Annotated in this window: 16 protein-coding genes and 1 tRNA gene; 15 read left to right on the forward strand and 2 right to left on the reverse strand. The window is 44.5% G+C overall.

Features of this window, described 5'->3' with window-relative positions:
• Nucleotides 1–49 precede the first annotated feature (49 nt).
• The 10 genes from AACW75_RS02840 to luxS all read left to right on the forward strand — a co-directional run bounded on the left by AACW75_RS02840 (nt 50) and on the right by luxS (nt 11,093).
• Nucleotides 50–126, forward strand: a tRNA-Arg gene (locus tag AACW75_RS02840).
• 375 nt (nt 127–501) lie between these two features.
• Nucleotides 502–759, forward strand: coding sequence for an oxaloacetate decarboxylase subunit gamma (locus tag AACW75_RS02845; protein ID WP_004741884.1), 258 nt, complete (start codon nt 502–504; stop codon nt 757–759).
• Nucleotides 760–790: 31 nt separating this feature from the next.
• Nucleotides 791–2,563: a sodium-extruding oxaloacetate decarboxylase subunit alpha gene (oadA, locus tag AACW75_RS02850; protein ID WP_145570458.1), complete on the forward strand. Its 1,773-nt coding sequence runs from the start codon at nt 791–793 to the stop codon at nt 2,561–2,563.
• 9 nt (nt 2,564–2,572) lie between these two features.
• Nucleotides 2,573–3,703, forward strand: coding sequence for a sodium ion-translocating decarboxylase subunit beta (locus AACW75_RS02855; RefSeq protein WP_017072559.1), 1,131 nt, complete (start codon nt 2,573–2,575; stop codon nt 3,701–3,703).
• 228 nt (nt 3,704–3,931) lie between these two features.
• Nucleotides 3,932–4,885 (forward strand): NADP-dependent oxidoreductase, encoded by a 954-nt coding sequence (locus AACW75_RS02860; protein ID WP_145570460.1) that lies wholly within the window; start codon nt 3,932–3,934, stop codon nt 4,883–4,885.
• Between the two features lie 6 nt (nt 4,886–4,891).
• Complete coding sequence (locus tag AACW75_RS02865; protein ID WP_004735497.1) at nt 4,892–5,353, forward strand: YqaA family protein; 462 nt, start codon at nt 4,892–4,894, stop codon at nt 5,351–5,353.
• A 9-nt stretch (nt 5,354–5,362) separates the two neighbouring features.
• Nucleotides 5,363–8,221, forward strand: a complete 2,859-nt coding sequence (locus AACW75_RS02870; RefSeq protein WP_145570462.1) for a M16 family metallopeptidase — start codon at nt 5,363–5,365, stop codon at nt 8,219–8,221.
• Nucleotides 8,222–8,320: 99 nt separating this feature from the next.
• Nucleotides 8,321–9,889 carry a glutamate--cysteine ligase gene (gshA, locus tag AACW75_RS02875; RefSeq protein ID WP_145570464.1) on the forward strand — a complete coding sequence of 523 codons (1,569 nt, stop codon included), beginning with the start codon at nt 8,321–8,323 and terminating at the stop codon, nt 9,887–9,889.
• 10 nt (nt 9,890–9,899) lie between these two features.
• Entirely contained in the window at nt 9,900–10,550 is a 651-nt protein-coding gene (locus AACW75_RS02880) for a transglycosylase SLT domain-containing protein (protein ID WP_029224698.1), read from the forward strand.
• 24 nt (nt 10,551–10,574) lie between these two features.
• Nucleotides 10,575–11,093 carry an S-ribosylhomocysteine lyase gene (gene luxS, locus AACW75_RS02885; RefSeq protein ID WP_017072554.1) on the forward strand — a complete coding sequence of 173 codons (519 nt, stop codon included), beginning with the start codon at nt 10,575–10,577 and terminating at the stop codon, nt 11,091–11,093.
• A 168-nt stretch (nt 11,094–11,261) separates the two neighbouring features.
• Here the strand turns inward: luxS and AACW75_RS02890 are convergent, their stop codons facing one another.
• Both AACW75_RS02890 and AACW75_RS02895 read right to left on the reverse strand, forming a co-directional pair.
• Entirely contained in the window at nt 11,262–12,533 is a 1,272-nt protein-coding gene (locus AACW75_RS02890) for an HlyC/CorC family transporter (RefSeq protein ID WP_017072553.1), read from the reverse strand.
• Between the two features lie 127 nt (nt 12,534–12,660).
• Complete coding sequence (locus tag AACW75_RS02895; protein ID WP_017072552.1) at nt 12,661–13,455, reverse strand: cytochrome C assembly family protein; 795 nt, start codon at nt 13,453–13,455, stop codon at nt 12,661–12,663.
• Between the two features lie 200 nt (nt 13,456–13,655).
• Here AACW75_RS02895 and ffh point away from each other — a divergent pair, with 200 nt between their 5' ends.
• From ffh to rplS, 5 genes are all read left to right on the forward strand, one after another.
• The gene (gene ffh, locus AACW75_RS02900; RefSeq protein WP_029224697.1) at nt 13,656–15,050 is read left to right on the forward strand and encodes a signal recognition particle protein; all 1,395 of its coding nucleotides are present in this window, start codon (nt 13,656–13,658) and stop codon (nt 15,048–15,050) included.
• A gap of 211 nt (nt 15,051–15,261) precedes the next feature.
• Nucleotides 15,262–15,510: a 30S ribosomal protein S16 gene (rpsP, locus tag AACW75_RS02905; RefSeq protein WP_004735508.1), complete on the forward strand. Its 249-nt coding sequence runs from the start codon at nt 15,262–15,264 to the stop codon at nt 15,508–15,510.
• Between the two features lie 24 nt (nt 15,511–15,534).
• Nucleotides 15,535–16,089 (forward strand): ribosome maturation factor RimM, encoded by a 555-nt coding sequence (gene rimM, locus AACW75_RS02910; RefSeq protein ID WP_017072550.1) that lies wholly within the window; start codon nt 15,535–15,537, stop codon nt 16,087–16,089.
• A 26-nt stretch (nt 16,090–16,115) separates the two neighbouring features.
• Nucleotides 16,116–16,856: a tRNA (guanosine(37)-N1)-methyltransferase TrmD gene (trmD, locus tag AACW75_RS02915; protein ID WP_017072549.1), complete on the forward strand. Its 741-nt coding sequence runs from the start codon at nt 16,116–16,118 to the stop codon at nt 16,854–16,856.
• Nucleotides 16,857–16,915: 59 nt separating this feature from the next.
• Nucleotides 16,916–17,269, forward strand: coding sequence for a 50S ribosomal protein L19 (rplS, locus tag AACW75_RS02920; protein ID WP_017072548.1), 354 nt, complete (start codon nt 16,916–16,918; stop codon nt 17,267–17,269).
• The last annotated feature ends 81 nt before the right edge of the window (nt 17,270–17,350 follow it).

A 17,350-nucleotide genomic window follows, 5' to 3' on the forward strand; every position in this document is an offset into this window, starting at 1 on the left:
GTCTTAACTGCTTTATTGCTTTAATTAACAGCTTAATATCGAAACCGTTGCGCCCTTAGCTCAGCTGGATAGAGTACCTGGCTACGAACCAGGCGGTCGGAGGTTCGAATCCTCCAGGGCGCACCACCTTATTAAAGAAAGCCTCGTTTATACGAGGCTTTTTTTATGTCTGCTGTAAATTTGTTGCGATAATGTTAAATTTTATCGTTGTTTAACTTGTTGTATTTAAAGTGATTCTTGATTGCTTCTTTGTTATTCCACCTTTCTCATATCATTTCCAAGAAAAGCTCCGTTTAAGTCACAGTTTAAATATCTAAAAATGACGTATTTGACAGATTTATGTGATCTGATAGGCGAATAATTAACCTTATGTGTGCGTTATCCGTAACAGAACCTTAAACAAAATTGACAAACTTTTACCAATCGAGATAATCCATGGGTCGGGATCACTATTCGCTGAAATCCTGCACTTATGTCAGGATGACGAAGAAAGGAAGCAACATGACTAATATTGGAAGCCTGCTAGGAGATGCAGCAACTCTAATGATAACGGGAATGTCCGTTGTCTTTATTTTCCTAACTATTCTAGTTTACCTCGTTCGGTTGATGTCAAAACTGGTACCAGAAGAAGTACCTGAACCGATCGCAGCACCTAAAAAAATTCAAAAATCACAATCAAACCCTTCTGCTGTTAGTCCACAAGTTGTGGCAGCAATTTCGGCCGCGGTTCATCAATACCGTGCGTCTACTGCTAAGTAGCATTTAAAGGATTAAAAAGGAGTTTATGAGCATGTCTAAACCACTAGCTATCACAGATGTGGTACTTCGTGACGCGCACCAGTCACTATTTGCTACTCGTATGCGTATCGAAGATATGCTGCCTATTGCGGCAGAACTGGATAAAGTCGGTTACTGGTCATTAGAGACTTGGGGCGGCGCGACGTTTGATTCGTGTATCCGCTTTCTTGGAGAAGATCCTTGGGAGCGTTTGCGTGAACTGAAAAAAGCGATGCCAAATACACCAATGCAGATGCTACTGCGTGGTCAAAACCTGTTAGGTTACCGTCACTACGCGGATGATGTAGTAGAAAAGTTTGTTGAACGTGCCCACAAGAATGGTATGGACGTCTTCCGTATTTTTGATGCGATGAATGACGTACGTAACTTTGAAACAGCAGTGAAAGCAACGATTGACGTTGGTGGCCACGCTCAAGGTACGTTGTCTTACACAACCAGTCCGGTACACAACTCAGATACGTGGGTTGATTTGGCTAAGCGCCTAGAGGATTTAGGTTGTCATTCTCTATGTATCAAAGATATGTCTGGTTTATTAAAGCCCTATGAAGCGGAAGAGTTGATTACACGTATCAAAGCATCGTGTGACGTGCCTCTAGCGCTACATAGCCACGCAACAACGGGTCTATCGACAGCGACTGCGGTTAAAGCAGTTGAAGCCGGGATCGATATTTTAGACACCGCAATTTCTTCAATGAGCTGTACTTACGGGCACACGCCAACCGAAACGGTTGTAGCGATGTTAGAAGGTACAGAGCGTGACACTAATCTTAAGCTTGATCAGATCGAACCGATCGCCGCTTACTTCCGTAATGTACGTAAAAAGTATGCGAAGTGGGAAGGCCAACTTAAAGGTGTGGATTCACGTATCTTGATTGCTCAAGTTCCTGGTGGCATGTTGACGAACATGGAAGGCCAGCTCAAAGAGCAAGGCGCAGCGGATCGTATGGACGAAGTTCTGGAAGAGATCCCTCGCGTACGTAAAGAGCTCGGTTACATCCCTTTGGTAACGCCAACTTCTCAGATTGTCGGTACTCAAGCGGTTATCAACGTTCTAACGGGTGAGCGCTACAAGAGCATCACTAAAGAGACGGCGGGTCTACTGAAAGGCGAATACGGTCAAGCTCCTGCTGAGGTTGATGCTGAACTACAAGCAAAAGTTCTAAATGGTGCCGAGCCAATTACTTGTCGTCCTGCTGATTTACTTAAATCAGAGATGGATACGTTAACGACAGATCTCTTAGAAAAAGCGAAATCAGATGGCATTTCTTTAGCTGAAGACACCGTTGATGACATACTGACTTACGCGCTGTTCCCACAGGTCGGTCTTAAGTTCCTTAAGAATCGCCGTAACCCTGAAGCATTTGAGCCTGCACCAACGTTAGAAACAGCGGTTCCAGTTGCAGCAGCTCCGGTACAAGCTTCTGGTAGCATTGAAAGCTACAGCGTGAAGGTTGACGGGCAAGTTTATGATGTCGAAGTTGGTCCTCAAGGTGAACTCACATCTGTAACACCATCGGCAAAGCCTGCTCAAGCAACTCAAGCTGCGTCTGACGCAGAAACCGTTCCAGCGCCGTTGGCAGGTAATATCTTCAAAGTAATCGTTCAAGCAGGCTCTGAAGTTGCTGAAGGCGATGTGCTACTTATCTTGGAAGCGATGAAGATGGAAACGGAAGTTCGTGCTGCTCGCAGTGGCATTGTGCAAGAACTGAATGTTAAAGAAGGCGATGCAGTTACTGTAGGCGCTCCACTACTAAGCTTAGCGTAAGGGAGTACCATGGAAGGATTGATGACCTTATGGTCTGAAACAGGGATTGCGAACTTTGAGTTCGGCCAGATCTGTATGATGTTGGTTGGTTGCTTATTGTTATTTTTGGCAATTCGCAAAGGATTTGAACCATTACTGCTATTACCGATTGGTTTCGGTGCTGTGTTGGCGAATATTCCAAATGCAGGATTTACCGATCCAGGTGGATTGCTTTACTACGTGTATTACATAGGTATTGAGACAGGTGTTTTCCCGCTACTGATCTTTATGGGTGTTGGTGCAATGACGGACTTTGGTGCGTTGATTGCTAACCCTAAAACATTATGGTTAGGGGCTGCGGCTCAATTTGGTATTTTCGCAACGCTGTTTGGTGCGATATTGCTGAATTATGTTCCAGGAATGGAATTCTCAATGGCAGATGCTTCGTCAATTGCGATTATTGGTGGTGCCGATGGCCCAACCGCGATCTTCTTGGCGAGTAAGTTATCTCCTGATTTATTAGGTGCAATTGCAGTAGCGGCATATAGCTACATGGCTTTGGTTCCTATTATTCAGCCACCAATCATGAAAGCGCTGACGACTCCGGAAGAACGCAAAATTAAGATGGCTCAACTTCGTCATGTTAGCAAAGCGGAGAAGATTCTTTTCCCGCTGGCTGTACTATTGATGACGATTTTGTTCCTACCTTCAGCGACACCCCTAGTAGGTATGTTCTGTCTGGGTAACTTAATGCGTGAAGCTGGTGTGGTTGATCGACTGTCGAAAACAGCGCAAAACGAGCTGATTAATATTGTGACTATCTTCTTAGGCCTCGGTGTTGGTTCTAAGTTGCAGGCTGAACAATTCTTGAACTTAGAAACCCTAGGTATCTTAGGTTTAGGTGCGGTAGCGTTCAGTATTGGTACTGCGGGTGGTGTATTGATGGCGAAAGTACTGAATCGCTTCTCGGAAGAAGACATTAACCCACTTATTGGCGCTGCTGGTGTATCAGCGGTTCCGATGGCGGCTCGTGTTGTGAACAAGGTTGGCCTAGAGGCAAACCCTCAGAACTTCTTGTTGATGCATGCGATGGGCCCGAACGTGGCTGGTGTACTTGGTAGTGCCGTTGCGGCGGGTATCCTTTTAGCCTTAGTGGGTTAACAGGATAACGAGTTAATGGCCAAATGGACTTATTGTTTATTTTAGGTTTTAGCTCGTTACTCGTTACGTTAATTAGCCGTTACGTTAATTGGTCGTCAATTTACGAATGAGCGGTTAACTTCGCCTTATTAAATGGTTTATAGTCAAAGGGATGCTTTCGTATCCCTTTCTTTTTATCAATTAGGGTGTTTGCTCACTAGGGCTTTTATCAATCAAGGAAATGTGGAAATGGAAAACAAACAGATAGCGATTACTCAATTCGGCGGCGTCGAAAACCTAAGTATTCAAACCAGTGCTATTCCTGAGCCTAAAGCCGGGGAGGTCGTGGTTAAAGTTTCTTTTTCAGGCATTAATCCGATTGATGTCAAAACCCGTGCTGGCCTTGGTTGGGCTGCAGCACAGAACAAAGATAACCTGCCTTGGGTACCTGGTTATGACATTTCAGGGCAAATTGTCACCCTAGGTGAACAGGCAAAGCGTTTTACTGTTGGTGATAACGTTGCCGGCTTTATTGGCTTTCCATTGCAAGGCGGCGGTTACAGCCAATATGTGTGTGTCCCAGAAACGGCATTAAGTATGGTTCCTGATTCAGTGACTCTAGAAGCGGCAGCTGCATTACCACTAGCCAGCCAAACGGCAGCGCAAGCGCTCAACAAAGCTGAAGTGAAAGAGGGCGATCGCGTACTCATCTTGGCGGGCGCAGGCGGCGTTGGTCATCTAGCGGTTCAAATTGCCGTGGCAGCGAAAGCCGAGGTTTACACTACGTGTAGCGAAGCCAATCTTGATTACTTAGCAACGTTAGGCGCTCATGCGATTAACTATAGGTTTGCTCCAGCATCAGAAAGAGTATCCGATGTTGATGTACTGATTGATTTGGTCGGTGGCGATACGGCACTTGATGCATTGAAGTGCCTGAAAGATGGCGCGAGAGTCGTGACAGTCCCAACCTTGTCTGCAGAACTGATCTGTGAAAAAGCCACACTACTGGGTTTTACTGCATCAGGTATGTTGGTTGCGCCAAACCCAGAACAAATGGACACCATGCTTTACATGGTTAGTGTCGGATTGCTCAAGACCGAAATTCAAGGTATCTACCAATTAGATGAAGCGCAGTCGGCTCACCTACAGGTTGAAACCGGACACACCAGAGGCAAGGTACTACTTAAAATGCAAGAAGGTTGATATGCAGTGCTAGAGTTTTTTAATTCTCTTTTCGAAAATATAGCGCTGTGGTTCTCTGACTCGGCGCTGTGGGTACTCTTCATCAGTGGCTTCTTGAGTGCCACATTATTGCCCGGGGGATCAGAAGCGAGCCTTGTGGCAGCCTTGAGCTTAGATCAGTTTTCAACATCATCGATCATTCTTCTCGCGACACTCGGTAATACTTTAGGCGGGCTGACCAACTATTGGATTGGTTTATGGTTGCCTAATCGAACTCAATCTGAAAAGCATGGTCATAAGGCTATGGCTTGGCTGAGTCGCTATGGCTATTGGACACTGTTATTTAGTTGGTTACCGATCATCGGTGATCCTTTGTGTCTAGCTGCGGGGTGGTTAAGAATGAAATTTATCCCTAGCGTTATTTTGATAGCGATTGGCAAAGCCGCTCGCTACAGCTTACTTGCTGCTATTTACTTCGGTTTTTTCTAAGGAGAACCTATGAAAAAGGTTTTACTTGGTACATTTTCTCTTATCGCCATTGCTGGCTGTTCTTACAATGTACCTAGCTCAACACCCTTCTTTTCCTCGTTACCGGAAGGCGTCACTCTGTTAGAAGAGGTTAAGCCTTCTAAAGATAAAGTCGTGATTCCTTATGCGAAATATCAGCTTGAAAACGGCTTGACCGTTATTCTTTCTCCTGATGATTCTGATCCACTTGTTCATGTTGATGTGACCTATCACGTCGGTTCTGCTCGTGAACAGATTGGCAAATCAGGCTTTGCTCACTTCTTTGAACACATGATGTTCCAAGGTTCTGAGAATGTCGGAGACCAGCAACACTTTAAGATCATTACTGAAGCGGGTGGTTCGTTAAATGGCACCACTAACCGCGACCGTACTAACTACTTTGAAACCGTCCCTTCTAACCAACTCGAGAAAATGTTGTGGCTAGAATCAGACCGAATGGGCTTTCTATTGGACGCTGTATCTCAGAAGAAGTTTGAGGTTCAAAGAGGCACGGTTAAAAACGAACGAGCTCAAAGTTATGAAAACCGCCCTTACGGCTTGATGTGGGAACGCATGGGTGAAGCACTGTATCCAGAAGGTCATCCGTACTCATGGCAGCCAATTGGTTATATTGAAGATCTTGATCGTGTTGACGTTAATGATCTTAAGGCGTTCTTCTTGCGTTGGTATGGCCCAAATAATGCGGTATTAACTATCGGTGGTGATATCGATGTTGATGACACGCTAGAGTGGATTAACAAGTACTTTGGCCCTATCCCTAAAGGCCCGGAAGTTGATGCTGCTGAGAAACAGCCAGCGGTACTGACTGAAGATAAGTACATCACCTTAGAAGATAATATTCGTCAACCAATGGTGCTAGTTGGTTGGCCAACAACGTATCGCGGTGAAGAGACACAAGCTTCATTAAATGCGCTGTCCAATGTTCTAGGCTCAGGTACCAACAGTTACTTGTATCAAAACCTAGTCAAAACTCAAAAAGCGGTGAGTGCAGGATCTTTCCATGATTGTGCTGAACTGGCTTGTACCATGTATGTTTATGCGATGGGTAACTCGGGTGAAAAAGGCGATTTAACGGTTCTGAACAAAGAGCTAATGGATACCTTAGAGCAATTCTCGAAAGAGGGCGTTGAGCAAGAACGTTTAGATCAGATTACCGGTATGGCGGAAGCAAATGCGGTGTTTGCACTGCAAAGCGTAAAGGGTAAGGTTTCCCAACTTGCGTCTAACCAAACCTTCTATGGTCAACCGGATCGCATTGAATCACAACTGGATCAAATTAGAGCGGTAACACCTGAAAGTGTGAGCAAGGCCTATCAAGATTTTATTGAAGGCAAGAATAAGGTTACTTTGAGTGTTGTTCCTAAAAAACAGTTAGATTTAGCGGTACGTGAAGCTACTTTCAGCACGCCTGCTCGCACGCTTCCTGAGTACAGTAAGGTGACGGAAGACCAACTGAATTTCAGAAAAGCACCGAACACCTTTGATCGAAGCGTGATGCCAGAGGTGAGCTTTGGTGTTGAAGCGACTATGCCTGAGTTGTATCGCATGCATTATGCAAATGGCATCGACTTGATTGGTACTGTGACCAACGAAACGCCGACAGTGCAGTTACAGATTCAACTTCCTGCAGGTGAGCGTTATGTTCGTCAAGGTCAAGAAGGCTTAGCAAACTTAACCGCAGCGATGATGGAAGAAGGCTCCACTCAACGAACAGTGGAAGAGTTGCAGGCTACCTTAGATAAGCTTGGCAGTAGCGTTAGCATTAGCGCGGGTAGCTATACCACGGATATTTCTATATCAACATTAGAGAAAAACCTGCCTCAAACCTTAGCGATAGTGCAAGAGGTTCTGTTTAAGCCTAAGTTTGATAGTCAAGATTTCGAACGTGTTAAGAAACAAATGCTAGAAGGCATTGTTTACCAACATCAACAACCAAGCTGGATGGCCTCTCAAGCAACTCGCGAAGTGTTGTTCGGTAACAGCATCTTTGGTCGAGCGAGTGATGGTACTAAGGCCTCCCTGGAGTCATTGACCCTAGACGATGTAAAACTGTTTTACAGTCAGCACTATACTCCTGAGGGGGCTAATATTGTTACTGTAGGGGATATCTCGAAGAAAGAGGTTAGCAAACAGCTCCAGTTCTTTGAGCAATGGCAAGGCGACGCAGCACCATTAACGCGTCCTCAGATCATCAAAGAGCTTTCTGAGCAGCGCTTGTATCTAGTGGACAAGCCAGGTGCGCCACAAAGTATTGTTCGTTTAGTTCGTAAAGGTTTACCTTTTGATGCTACTGGTGAATTGTATTTGAGTCAGCTTGCTAACTTTAACTTAGCGGGCAACTTCAATAGTCGTATAAACCAGAACCTACGTGAAGACAAGGCGTACACTTACGGTGCTAGCGGTTATTTTGCGAGTACTCGAGAAACCGGTGCCGTGGTATTTAGCGCCCAAGTAAGGGCAAATGCGACGGTTCCATCGATTCAAGAGTTTATTCATGAACTGAATGAGTTTAGTCAGAGTGGATTAACTGACGAAGAGGTGAAATTTATGCGCCTTGCGGTCGGTCAACAAGATGCGCTCAAATACGAAACGCCAAGTCAAAAGGCTGGTTTGTTGAGTAACATTGTCGCATTGAGCCTTGATGAAGATTACCTACAACAACGTAATCAGATAGTTGAAACCGTCTCGAAAGAGACGTTAAACGAGCTATCGAAGAAATGGTTTGACCCGAATGATTATCAAATAATCGTTGTTGGCGATGCGACTTCGCTTCGTCCTCAATTAGAAAAGTTAGATATTCCAATAGAAGAGCTTGAAATCATTCGTTAGAGTACACATTAAAGGGGGAGGGAAGAGACTCTACTTTTCTCCTCCAACCTAATTTATGATAGTTCTAATCAGAACGATATAAGATAAGTGAACTGAATTTTGACTGATTTTGCTGCGCGACTAAAGCAAGTTGCAACCAACCCTAAGACCTTCTCTCAATTTGGTCGTGGTGTTGAAAGGGAAACGTTACGCTACACGGAAGATGGGCACCTTGCTACTGGGCCGCACCCTAAGGCTTTGGGATCGGCGTTAATGAACGGATGGGTAACGACCGATTTCTCTGAGTCGTTACTGGAATTTATCACACCGGTTTCTAACGATGTCCCGACTCTTTTGAATCAGTTGTCTGATATCCATCATTTCACTCAAACCAAGTTAGATGGCGAAAAAATGTGGCCGCTTTCTATGCCTTGCTACGTAGGCAGTGAAGATTACATTCAGCTAGCGCAATACGGTACCTCTAATAATGGCAAGATGAAGACTCTATATCGTGAAGGCCTAAAGCGCCGCTACGGTAGTCTGATGCAGATTATTTCAGGTGTTCACTTCAATTTCTCTTTCCCTGAAAGTTTTTGGGATAGCCTGTTTGGTGAGCAAGCAGAAGATGCGCGTTGTGAAGCTAAATCCGATGCTTATTTTGGTTTGATTCGTAACTATTACCGTTTTGGTTGGCTAATCCCATACTTCTTCGGTGCATCACCGGCGTTGTGCCCTTCTTTCATTAAAGGAAGAGAAACAAACCTACCTTTTGAAAAGATTGGTGAAACTTTATACCTACCAAAAGCAACAGCACTCCGTCTGAGCGATCTTGGCTACACCAACAGCGCTCAAAGTGTATTGAAAATTGGCTTTAACAGTCTCGAACAGTACCTTGAAGGCTTGAACGAGGCGATTCGCACGCCATCAGAAGAGTTTGCTGAGATTGGTACTAAGGTTGATGGCGAATACCGTCAGCTTAATACTAACGTTCTTCAAATCGAGAACGAACTTTACGCGCCAATCCGCCCTAAGCGTGTAGCTAAAAACGGTGAGAAACCGTCTGAAGCATTAGCTCGCAGTGGCGTCGAGTACATTGAAGTTCGTTCTTTAGATGTAAACCCATTCAGTTCAGTTGGTATCAATGAACAGCAAGTTCGTTTCCTTGATCTCTTCCTAACGTGGAGTGTGTTAACTGACTCTGCTGAGATGGATAATTGTGAGCTGGAATGCTGGCGTGATAACTGGAACAAGGTAATCTTAGAAGGTCGCCAGGTTGGTTTAGAGCTAAAAATTGGTTGTGACGGCGAGAGATTATCATTACAAAATTGGGCTAAGCGAGTATTTAAAGACCTTCGCTCTATTGCTGAAATGATGGATGATGAGCAAGGTGGCCGAGCTTACCAAGAGACTTGCGATACGCTTGAAACTTGGATCGACAACCCAGAGCTGACTATTTCAGGCCAGTTGCTTGAAGAGACCAAAAAATTAGGTGGTTTGGGTAAAGTAGGCTGTGCGTTAGGAACAACTTACGCTCAACAGCATAAAGCGCACCAATATAAAGTTTATTCAGCTGAGTTGATGGAAGCAGAAGTCCAACGTTCTATGATCGCTCAGCAACAAAGTGAAGAAGCCAGCACTCAAGATTTTGATGGTTTCTTAGCGGATTATTTTTCGTATCTAAAAGCATAGCGAGACTTTGGTGGAAAGGAAGCAAGCCTTATTAGGTCAACCTACTCATACGAGTGGTAAGTGGTTACCTGTAGTGACTGTTGGTGTTGTCTCTAGCCTTTTGGTTGGATGTGCAACGCCACCGCCTAAACAGCAAGATAATCTGTGTAGCATCTTCAGAGAACACCCGTCGTGGTATGACGATGCATTAGATATGCAAGAAAAGTGGGGCACTCCGATCAACGTAGCGATGGCTTTTGTTAAGCAAGAGAGTAGCTTTCGTCATGATGCCCGCCCACCTAAAGATTACATTCTGGGCTTTATTCCGTGGGGACGTGTCAGTAGTGCCTACGGCTATGCACAAGCTCAAGACCCTGCTTGGGAAGATTTCCAAAAGGCGACGAATAACGGTGGTTCAAGAACCAACTTTGATGATGCATTGATGTTTATCGGTTGGTACACCAGTGAGACGCGTCGTCAGCTTGGGGTCTCTTTATGGGACCCGTATAACCAATACTTGGCTTATCACGAAGGTCGTGGTGGCTATAAGCGCAAATCATACAATAGCAAACCATCTTTGATTAAGGTGGCACGCAAAGTCGAACAACAAGCAAAAGATTATGGCTGGCAACTTAAACAGTGCCGCAAAGAACTAGAAGACAATCGAAGTTGGTTTTTTTAAAGCCGACCGTCATGGAGAATAGCAATGCCTTTATTAGATAGTTTCACTGTTGATCACACGCGCATGAACGCACCTGCAGTTCGTGTTGCTAAAACAATGCAAACCCCTAAAGGGGATACCATCACTGTGTTTGACCTGCGTTTTACTGCGCCAAACAAAGATATCCTATCTGAGAAAGGTATCCATACTCTAGAGCACCTATACGCAGGGTTTATGCGTAATCAACTGAACGGTTCCGATGTAGAGATCATCGATATTTCACCGATGGGCTGTCGTACTGGTTTCTACATGAGCTTGATTGGTACGCCTTCAGAGCAACAAGTGGCAGAGGGTTGGTTGGCTGCAATGCAAGATGTGCTGAAAGTTGAGAATCAAAATAAGATCCCTGAACTGAACGAATACCAATGTGGTACTGCGGCAATGCACTCTTTGGATGAAGCGAAAGATATCGCCAAAGCGATCATCGCTGCAGGTATCTCTGTAAACAAAAATGATGAACTGGCACTGCCAGAGTCGATGCTTCAAGAGCTTAAAATCGACTAACCATTGTTAGTTCACCTTGAATACGCTTCACTCTAGATACATATCACTCTAGAGACAGAGCGCTTTAGATACTAAAAGGCCCGGTTCAATGAACCGGGCCTTTTCTTTAGTCGTTAAGTGAGTCGGTTGTATGACTCATTTAGTCAATAATCACTTAACCATTCGCGATTAACCGTTAGCAACCTGCGGAAATACGCGTACCAACTTGATACGGTTTTCTTCTAGTTCAACGATTTCCATCGGATGGCTGGCTACTTGAACACTAAGGTGACTCTCGGGGATTTCCTCAAGGTACTCTAATATCAAGCCGTTAAGTGTTCTTGGGCCATCGGTAGGCAGTGCCCACTGCAGGCCTTTGTTAATATCTCGGATGTTGGCGCTGCCTTCAATTAAGAAGCTGCCATCACTTTGAGGTGTGATCTCTTCAGATAAACTTGGTGTGATTGAGGTCGTAAATTCACCGACAATCTCTTCCAAAATATCTTCGAGTGTAACCAAACCATTGATATCGCCGTACTCATCGACAATTAAACCGATTCGTTGTTTATTGCGCTGGAATTTAAGCAGTTGAATGTTGAGTGGTGTCGCTTCAGGGATAAAGTAGATCTCATCTGCCGCACGTAAAAGTGTCTCTTTATTGAACTCATTTTTTTCAAGCATCAAACGGTAAGCTTCTCGTAGCCTAAGCATACCAACCACTTCATCTATTTGGTCTCGGTATAATACGATACGGCCATGAGGTGAGTGGGTGAGCTGGCGGACGATAGATTTCCAGTCATCATTGATGTCGATGCCGGTGATTTCATTACGTGGGACCATGATGTCATTCACGGTGACATGTTCTAAATCTAAAATAGATACCAACATATCTTGGTGACGCTGCGGTATCAGGCTTCCTGCTTCATTTACCACCGTTCTGAGTTCTTCTGAGCTTAAATGGTCAGTCGCATTATGGCTGGCTTTGACACCTAATATCCGAATGAAACCGTTGGTAATAAAGTTAACCAAAATCACTAATGGCGACAATACCTTCATCAGTATTATTAATAAAATACTGCTGGCGTAGGAGACGCGTTCTGGAAATAGAGAGGCGATGGTTTTTGGCGTTACTTCGGCAAACACGAGGATCACGAGAGTTAGGACACCGGTAGCGATAGCTACACCGATATCCCCGTAAATGCGCATACCAAGAATGGTCGCGATCGCAGATGCAAGAATGTTGACAAGATTATTGCCGATTAGAATGAGGCCAATCAATCTGTCTGGGCGGTTCAGAAGTTTTTCTACGCGTTTGGCACCTTTATGACCCGTTTGGGCCAAGTGCTTTAAACGGTAGCGGTTCAGGGACATCATGCCCGTTTCTGAACCCGAGAAATAACCAGAAATTACAATGAGACACGCGAGTAGCGCAAATAAGATACCCGTTGATATGTCGTCCAAAACTATTCTTTTCCTATTTGTGTATCTTGATTAATTTATGACCGAACATGGTCGAGATGTCAATTGAATGTATCGCACTCAATATTTTAAAGGCAAGGTATGTGAGACCTTGCCTTTATTTTACCGATTAGCTCAGGATGATTTCCTGAACGAAGCGACTACCGAAGTAGGCTAATGTGAGCATGCTGGCGCCAGCAAGGGCAAACCAAGTGACTTTTTGTCCACGCCAACCTTTTTGATAGTGACCCCATAGAAGGATGGAGTAGATAACCCAAGCAATAAAAGATAGCACAGCTTTGTGTGCCTTCCCTTGAGCAAACATATCTTGCACGAAGATAAGGCCAGTCAACAAGGTGCCGGTTAATAAGCCATTACCAATAAGAATGATCTTGAAAAGCTGTCTTTCCACCATCATTAATGGAGGTAGGTTAGGGTTGATTACTAACGCTTTCTTCTTTTTAAGTTTGTGATCTAGCCACGCAAGTTGCAGCGCGTATAGTGCGCCGATAGTCAACGTCGCGTATGAGAACAACGCCAAAGAGATGTGCACTAGCAGTTTTGGATCGTTTTCTAGGTGCTTGATGAAGGTGCTTGAAAGAAATGTGGCAGCCATTAAATTCAGGGCAGCGAAGCTGTAAACGACGGGTAAAATGAACCATAGTCGGGTTTTGAGCATAGCACCGCTCATCACCAGAGATATGATTAAACTGATTAATGAAGCAACGTTCAAAATACTGAGGTTTTGACCACTGGCATTAAAGATTAAATCGCCTAGCAACCAAGCATGGAAAGCTAAAGCAAGTAATGCGCTGATAAACACCGTTTTTACACGGATTCCTGTTTGGTGCACGAGACCTGGAATGATCGTGGAAATCGCCATTGAATAAAGAAAGGCTGCTGCGATCGCAATAAGACTGTCCATGGTATCCATTTAAATGATTACTAATTGACGAATTATACCTCGCATCGCTCTTTGGGGCTATGGTGAACCTCACTCAATTCCAAGTGAACAATGTCTCACATCACAAGCGCGGATGATTAACGCTCTACAACGGGTATGACTCTAATCCACGCTAATGTATACTCACAGTAATAGTCGCAGGATTGAGCGAAGAGAAAACTATGTTTGATAATTTAACGGATCGTCTATCCAAAACGCTGAAGAATATCAGCGGTAAAGGTCGCCTGACCGAAGACAATATTAAAGAGACGCTGCGTGAAGTACGTATGGCGCTACTTGAAGCCGACGTTGCACTGCCAGTTGTCCGCGATTTTGTTAAGCGCGTAAAAGAAGGCGCTGTGGGTGTTGAGGTGTCTAAATCTCTAACACCTGGCCAAGAATTCATTAAGATCGTTCAAGCTGAACTTGAAGCGGTGATGGGTGAGTCTAACGAGGCTCTTGACCTAGCAGCACAGCCGCCAGCAGTCATCTTAATGGCCGGTCTACAAGGTGCGGGTAAAACCACATCAGTAGGTAAGCTATCTAAGCTCCTGACTGAGCGTGACAAGAAAAAAGTTTTGGTTGTGTCTGCCGATGTTTACCGTCCAGCCGCGATTAAACAGCTTGAAATGTTAGCTAGTGATGTTGGCGTTGATTTCTTCCCATCTTCAGCTGACCAAAAGCCTCTTGATATTGCCAACGCTGCAATCGACCACGCGAAGAAGAAATTCTACGACGTGCTAATTGTCGATACTGCCGGTCGCTTGGCTATCGACGAAGAGATGATGGGCGAGATCAAAGAGCTTCATACTGCCATTAAACCAGTAGAGACTCTGTTCGTTGTTGATGCAATGACTGGTCAAGATGCCGCGAATACGGCTAAAGCCTTTGGTGATACGCTACCACTAACCGGTGTTATCTTGACGAAAGTTGATGGTGATGCGCGAGGTGGTGCTGCACTATCTGTTCGTCATATCACAGGCAAGCCGATTAAATTCTTAGGTGTTGGTGAAAAGACTGACGCACTAGAACCATTCCACCCAGATCGTGTTGCTTCTCGTATTCTAGGTATGGGCGACGTACTGTCTCTTATTGAAGACCTACAGAAAAACGTTGATACCGAAAAAGCAGAGAAGCTGGCTAAGAAGTTTAAAGAGAAGAAAGGCTTTGACCTTGAAGACTTCCGTGAACAGCTTGGTCAGATGCAAAACATGGGTGGCATGATGGGCATGATGGATAAGCTTCCTGGCATGTCTCAGCTACCAGACAACGTTAAAGATAAAGTTGATGACAAGATGTTCAAGCAAATGGAAGCGATCATCAACTCTATGACAATGAAAGAGCGTCAGCGCCCAGACCTAATCAAAGGCTCACGCAAAAAGCGTATTGCTGCAGGTTCTGGTACGCAGGTACAAGATGTAAACCGCATGCTTAAGCAGTTCACCCAAATGCAGAAGATGATGAAGAAAATGCAGAAAGGTGGAATGAAAGGCATGATGCGCAACATGCAAGGCATGATGGGCGGCGGTGGAGGTATGGGCGGAATGGGTGGTGGTTTTAACCCGTTTGGTCGATAATCTACAAATGTAAGCTTTAGCTACGTTACTTTTCATAGTGTTAGCCGTGTCACAGAAAGTGTACGGTTGCTATGTTGGTGAAAAAATAGCTAAAGCCCTTGCATTGCACTGGAATAAGAGTAAAATTCCGGGGCTTTAATTTGGCACGAGACCCCAAGCTATTTACTATACTTGGGGTTAATTATTTTATTAAGAAAGCAAAGAGGACGACATGGTAACCATTCGTTTGGCACGTCACGGTGCAAAGAAGCGCCCATTTTATCAAATCGTAGTTGCGGATAGCCGTAACTCTGTAACTGGCCGTTTCATCGAGAAAGTAGGTTTCTTTAACCCTACTGCTCAAGGTCAAGAAGAAGGTCTACGTCTAGACCTAGATCGTGTTAACCACTGGGTTGGTCAAGGCGCATCTCTATCTGATCGTGTAGCTAAGCTAGTTAAAGACGCTCAAAAAGCGGCTTAATTCTTTTTTAAAGAGAAATAGCTTATGTCGATGAAGGGTACAGAAACTATGAGCGAGCAAAACAATAGAATTGTCATGGGTAAACTTGGGTCTACCTATGGTATTCGTGGCTGGCTTAAAGTGTTCTCCTACACAGACAATGCTGAAAGCATATTTGATTACAGCCCTTGGTATTTAAACCAAAAGGGCAAGTGGGTTGAGTACAAAGTTGAAAGCTGGAAACGTCATGGCCAAGGTTATGTATGTAAGCTAGCGGGATTAGATGTTCGTGAAGACGCGCAACTGATGACTAACTTTGAAATTGCTATTGACCCTGCTTCGTTACCTGAATTGTCAGAAGATGAATTCTACTGGCGCGAATTGTTCGGTATGCAAGTTTTTACCACTAAAGGTTACGACCTTGGTGAGGTCACTGACCTATTAGAAACTGGCTCGAACGATGTTCTAGTAATCAAAGCAAATCTTAAAGATGCTTTTGGCCAAAAGGAACGGTTAGTACCGTACCTTGAAGAGCAAGTGATCAAGAAAGTTGATCGCGAAGCTCGCCGGATCGAAGTTGACTGGGATCCTGGATTCTAACTCCAAATTACAGAGCGAGAGAACACATGTGGGTTGGCGTAATTAGCCTGTTTCCTGAAATGTTCCGTTCTGTTACTGATTTTGGAGTAACAGGTCAAGCGGTTAAGAAGGGTCTTTTATCTATTGAGACATGGAATCCTCGCGATTTCACTCATGATAAACATCGCACTGTTGATGACAGACCTTACGGTGGTGGTCCTGGCATGTTAATGATGGTTCAGCCTTTGCGCGATGCTATCAAAACAGCCAAGCAAGCAGCACCGGGTAAGACGAAAGTTATCTATCTTTCACCTCAAGGTCGTAAACTCGACCAGAAAGGTGTTGAAGAGCTGGCTACAAACGAGAACATCGTTCTAATTTGTGGGCGCTATGAAGGGGTAGATGAGCGTATCATTCAATCTGAAGTTGACGAAGAATGGTCAATTGGGGATTTTGTGATGACGGGTGGTGAACTGCCAGCCATGACGTTGATTGATTCAGTCTCTCGGTTTGTTCCGGGTGTACTTGGCGATTTCGCGTCAGCAGAAGAAGATTCTTTTGCTAATGGCTTGTTGGATTGCCCTCATTATACGCGTCCTGAAGTGTTAGATGGAAAAGATGTACCTAGTGTACTGAAATCTGGAAACCACAAGGATATTCGTCTCTGGCGATTGAAACAATCGTTGGGCCGAACTTGGCTAAGAAGACCAGAACTCCTGGAAAACCTAGCTCTGACTGACGAACAGGAACAATTACTGGCTGAATTCATTAAAGAGCATCGCTCTTAACGAAAAGCAAGCAGTAACCTATTAAATTTAGTATCAGTTTATTCTAGGAATTTATACAAATGAGCAACATCATCAAGGCTCTTGAAGAAGAGCAACTAAAATCAGACCTTCCTAAATTCGCACCAGGTGACACTGTTGTAGTTCAGGTTAAGGTAAAAGAAGGTGACCGTGAGCGTCTACAGGCTTTCGAAGGCGTAGTAATCGCTATTCGTAACCGTGGTCTTCACTCTGCATTCACAGTTCGTAAGATCTCGAACGGTGAAGGTGTAGAGCGTGCGTTCCAAACTCACTCTCCAATGGTTGATAGCATCGAAGTTAAACGCCGTGGTGCAGTACGTCGTGCCAAGTTGTACTACCTACGTGAGCGTTCTGGTAAGTCAGCTCGTATTAAAGAGAAACTTACTAGAAAGTAATTCTTTTTGCATTCTATCGATAAAAGCGGAGCCATTGGCTCCGCTTTTTTGTGCCTGTTATTTAGAGTTTCGCAGACAATA

It is taken from the genome of Vibrio sp. L3-7, assembly GCF_963898195.1.
GTDB lineage: Bacteria > Pseudomonadota > Gammaproteobacteria > Enterobacterales > Vibrionaceae > Vibrio > Vibrio echinoideorum.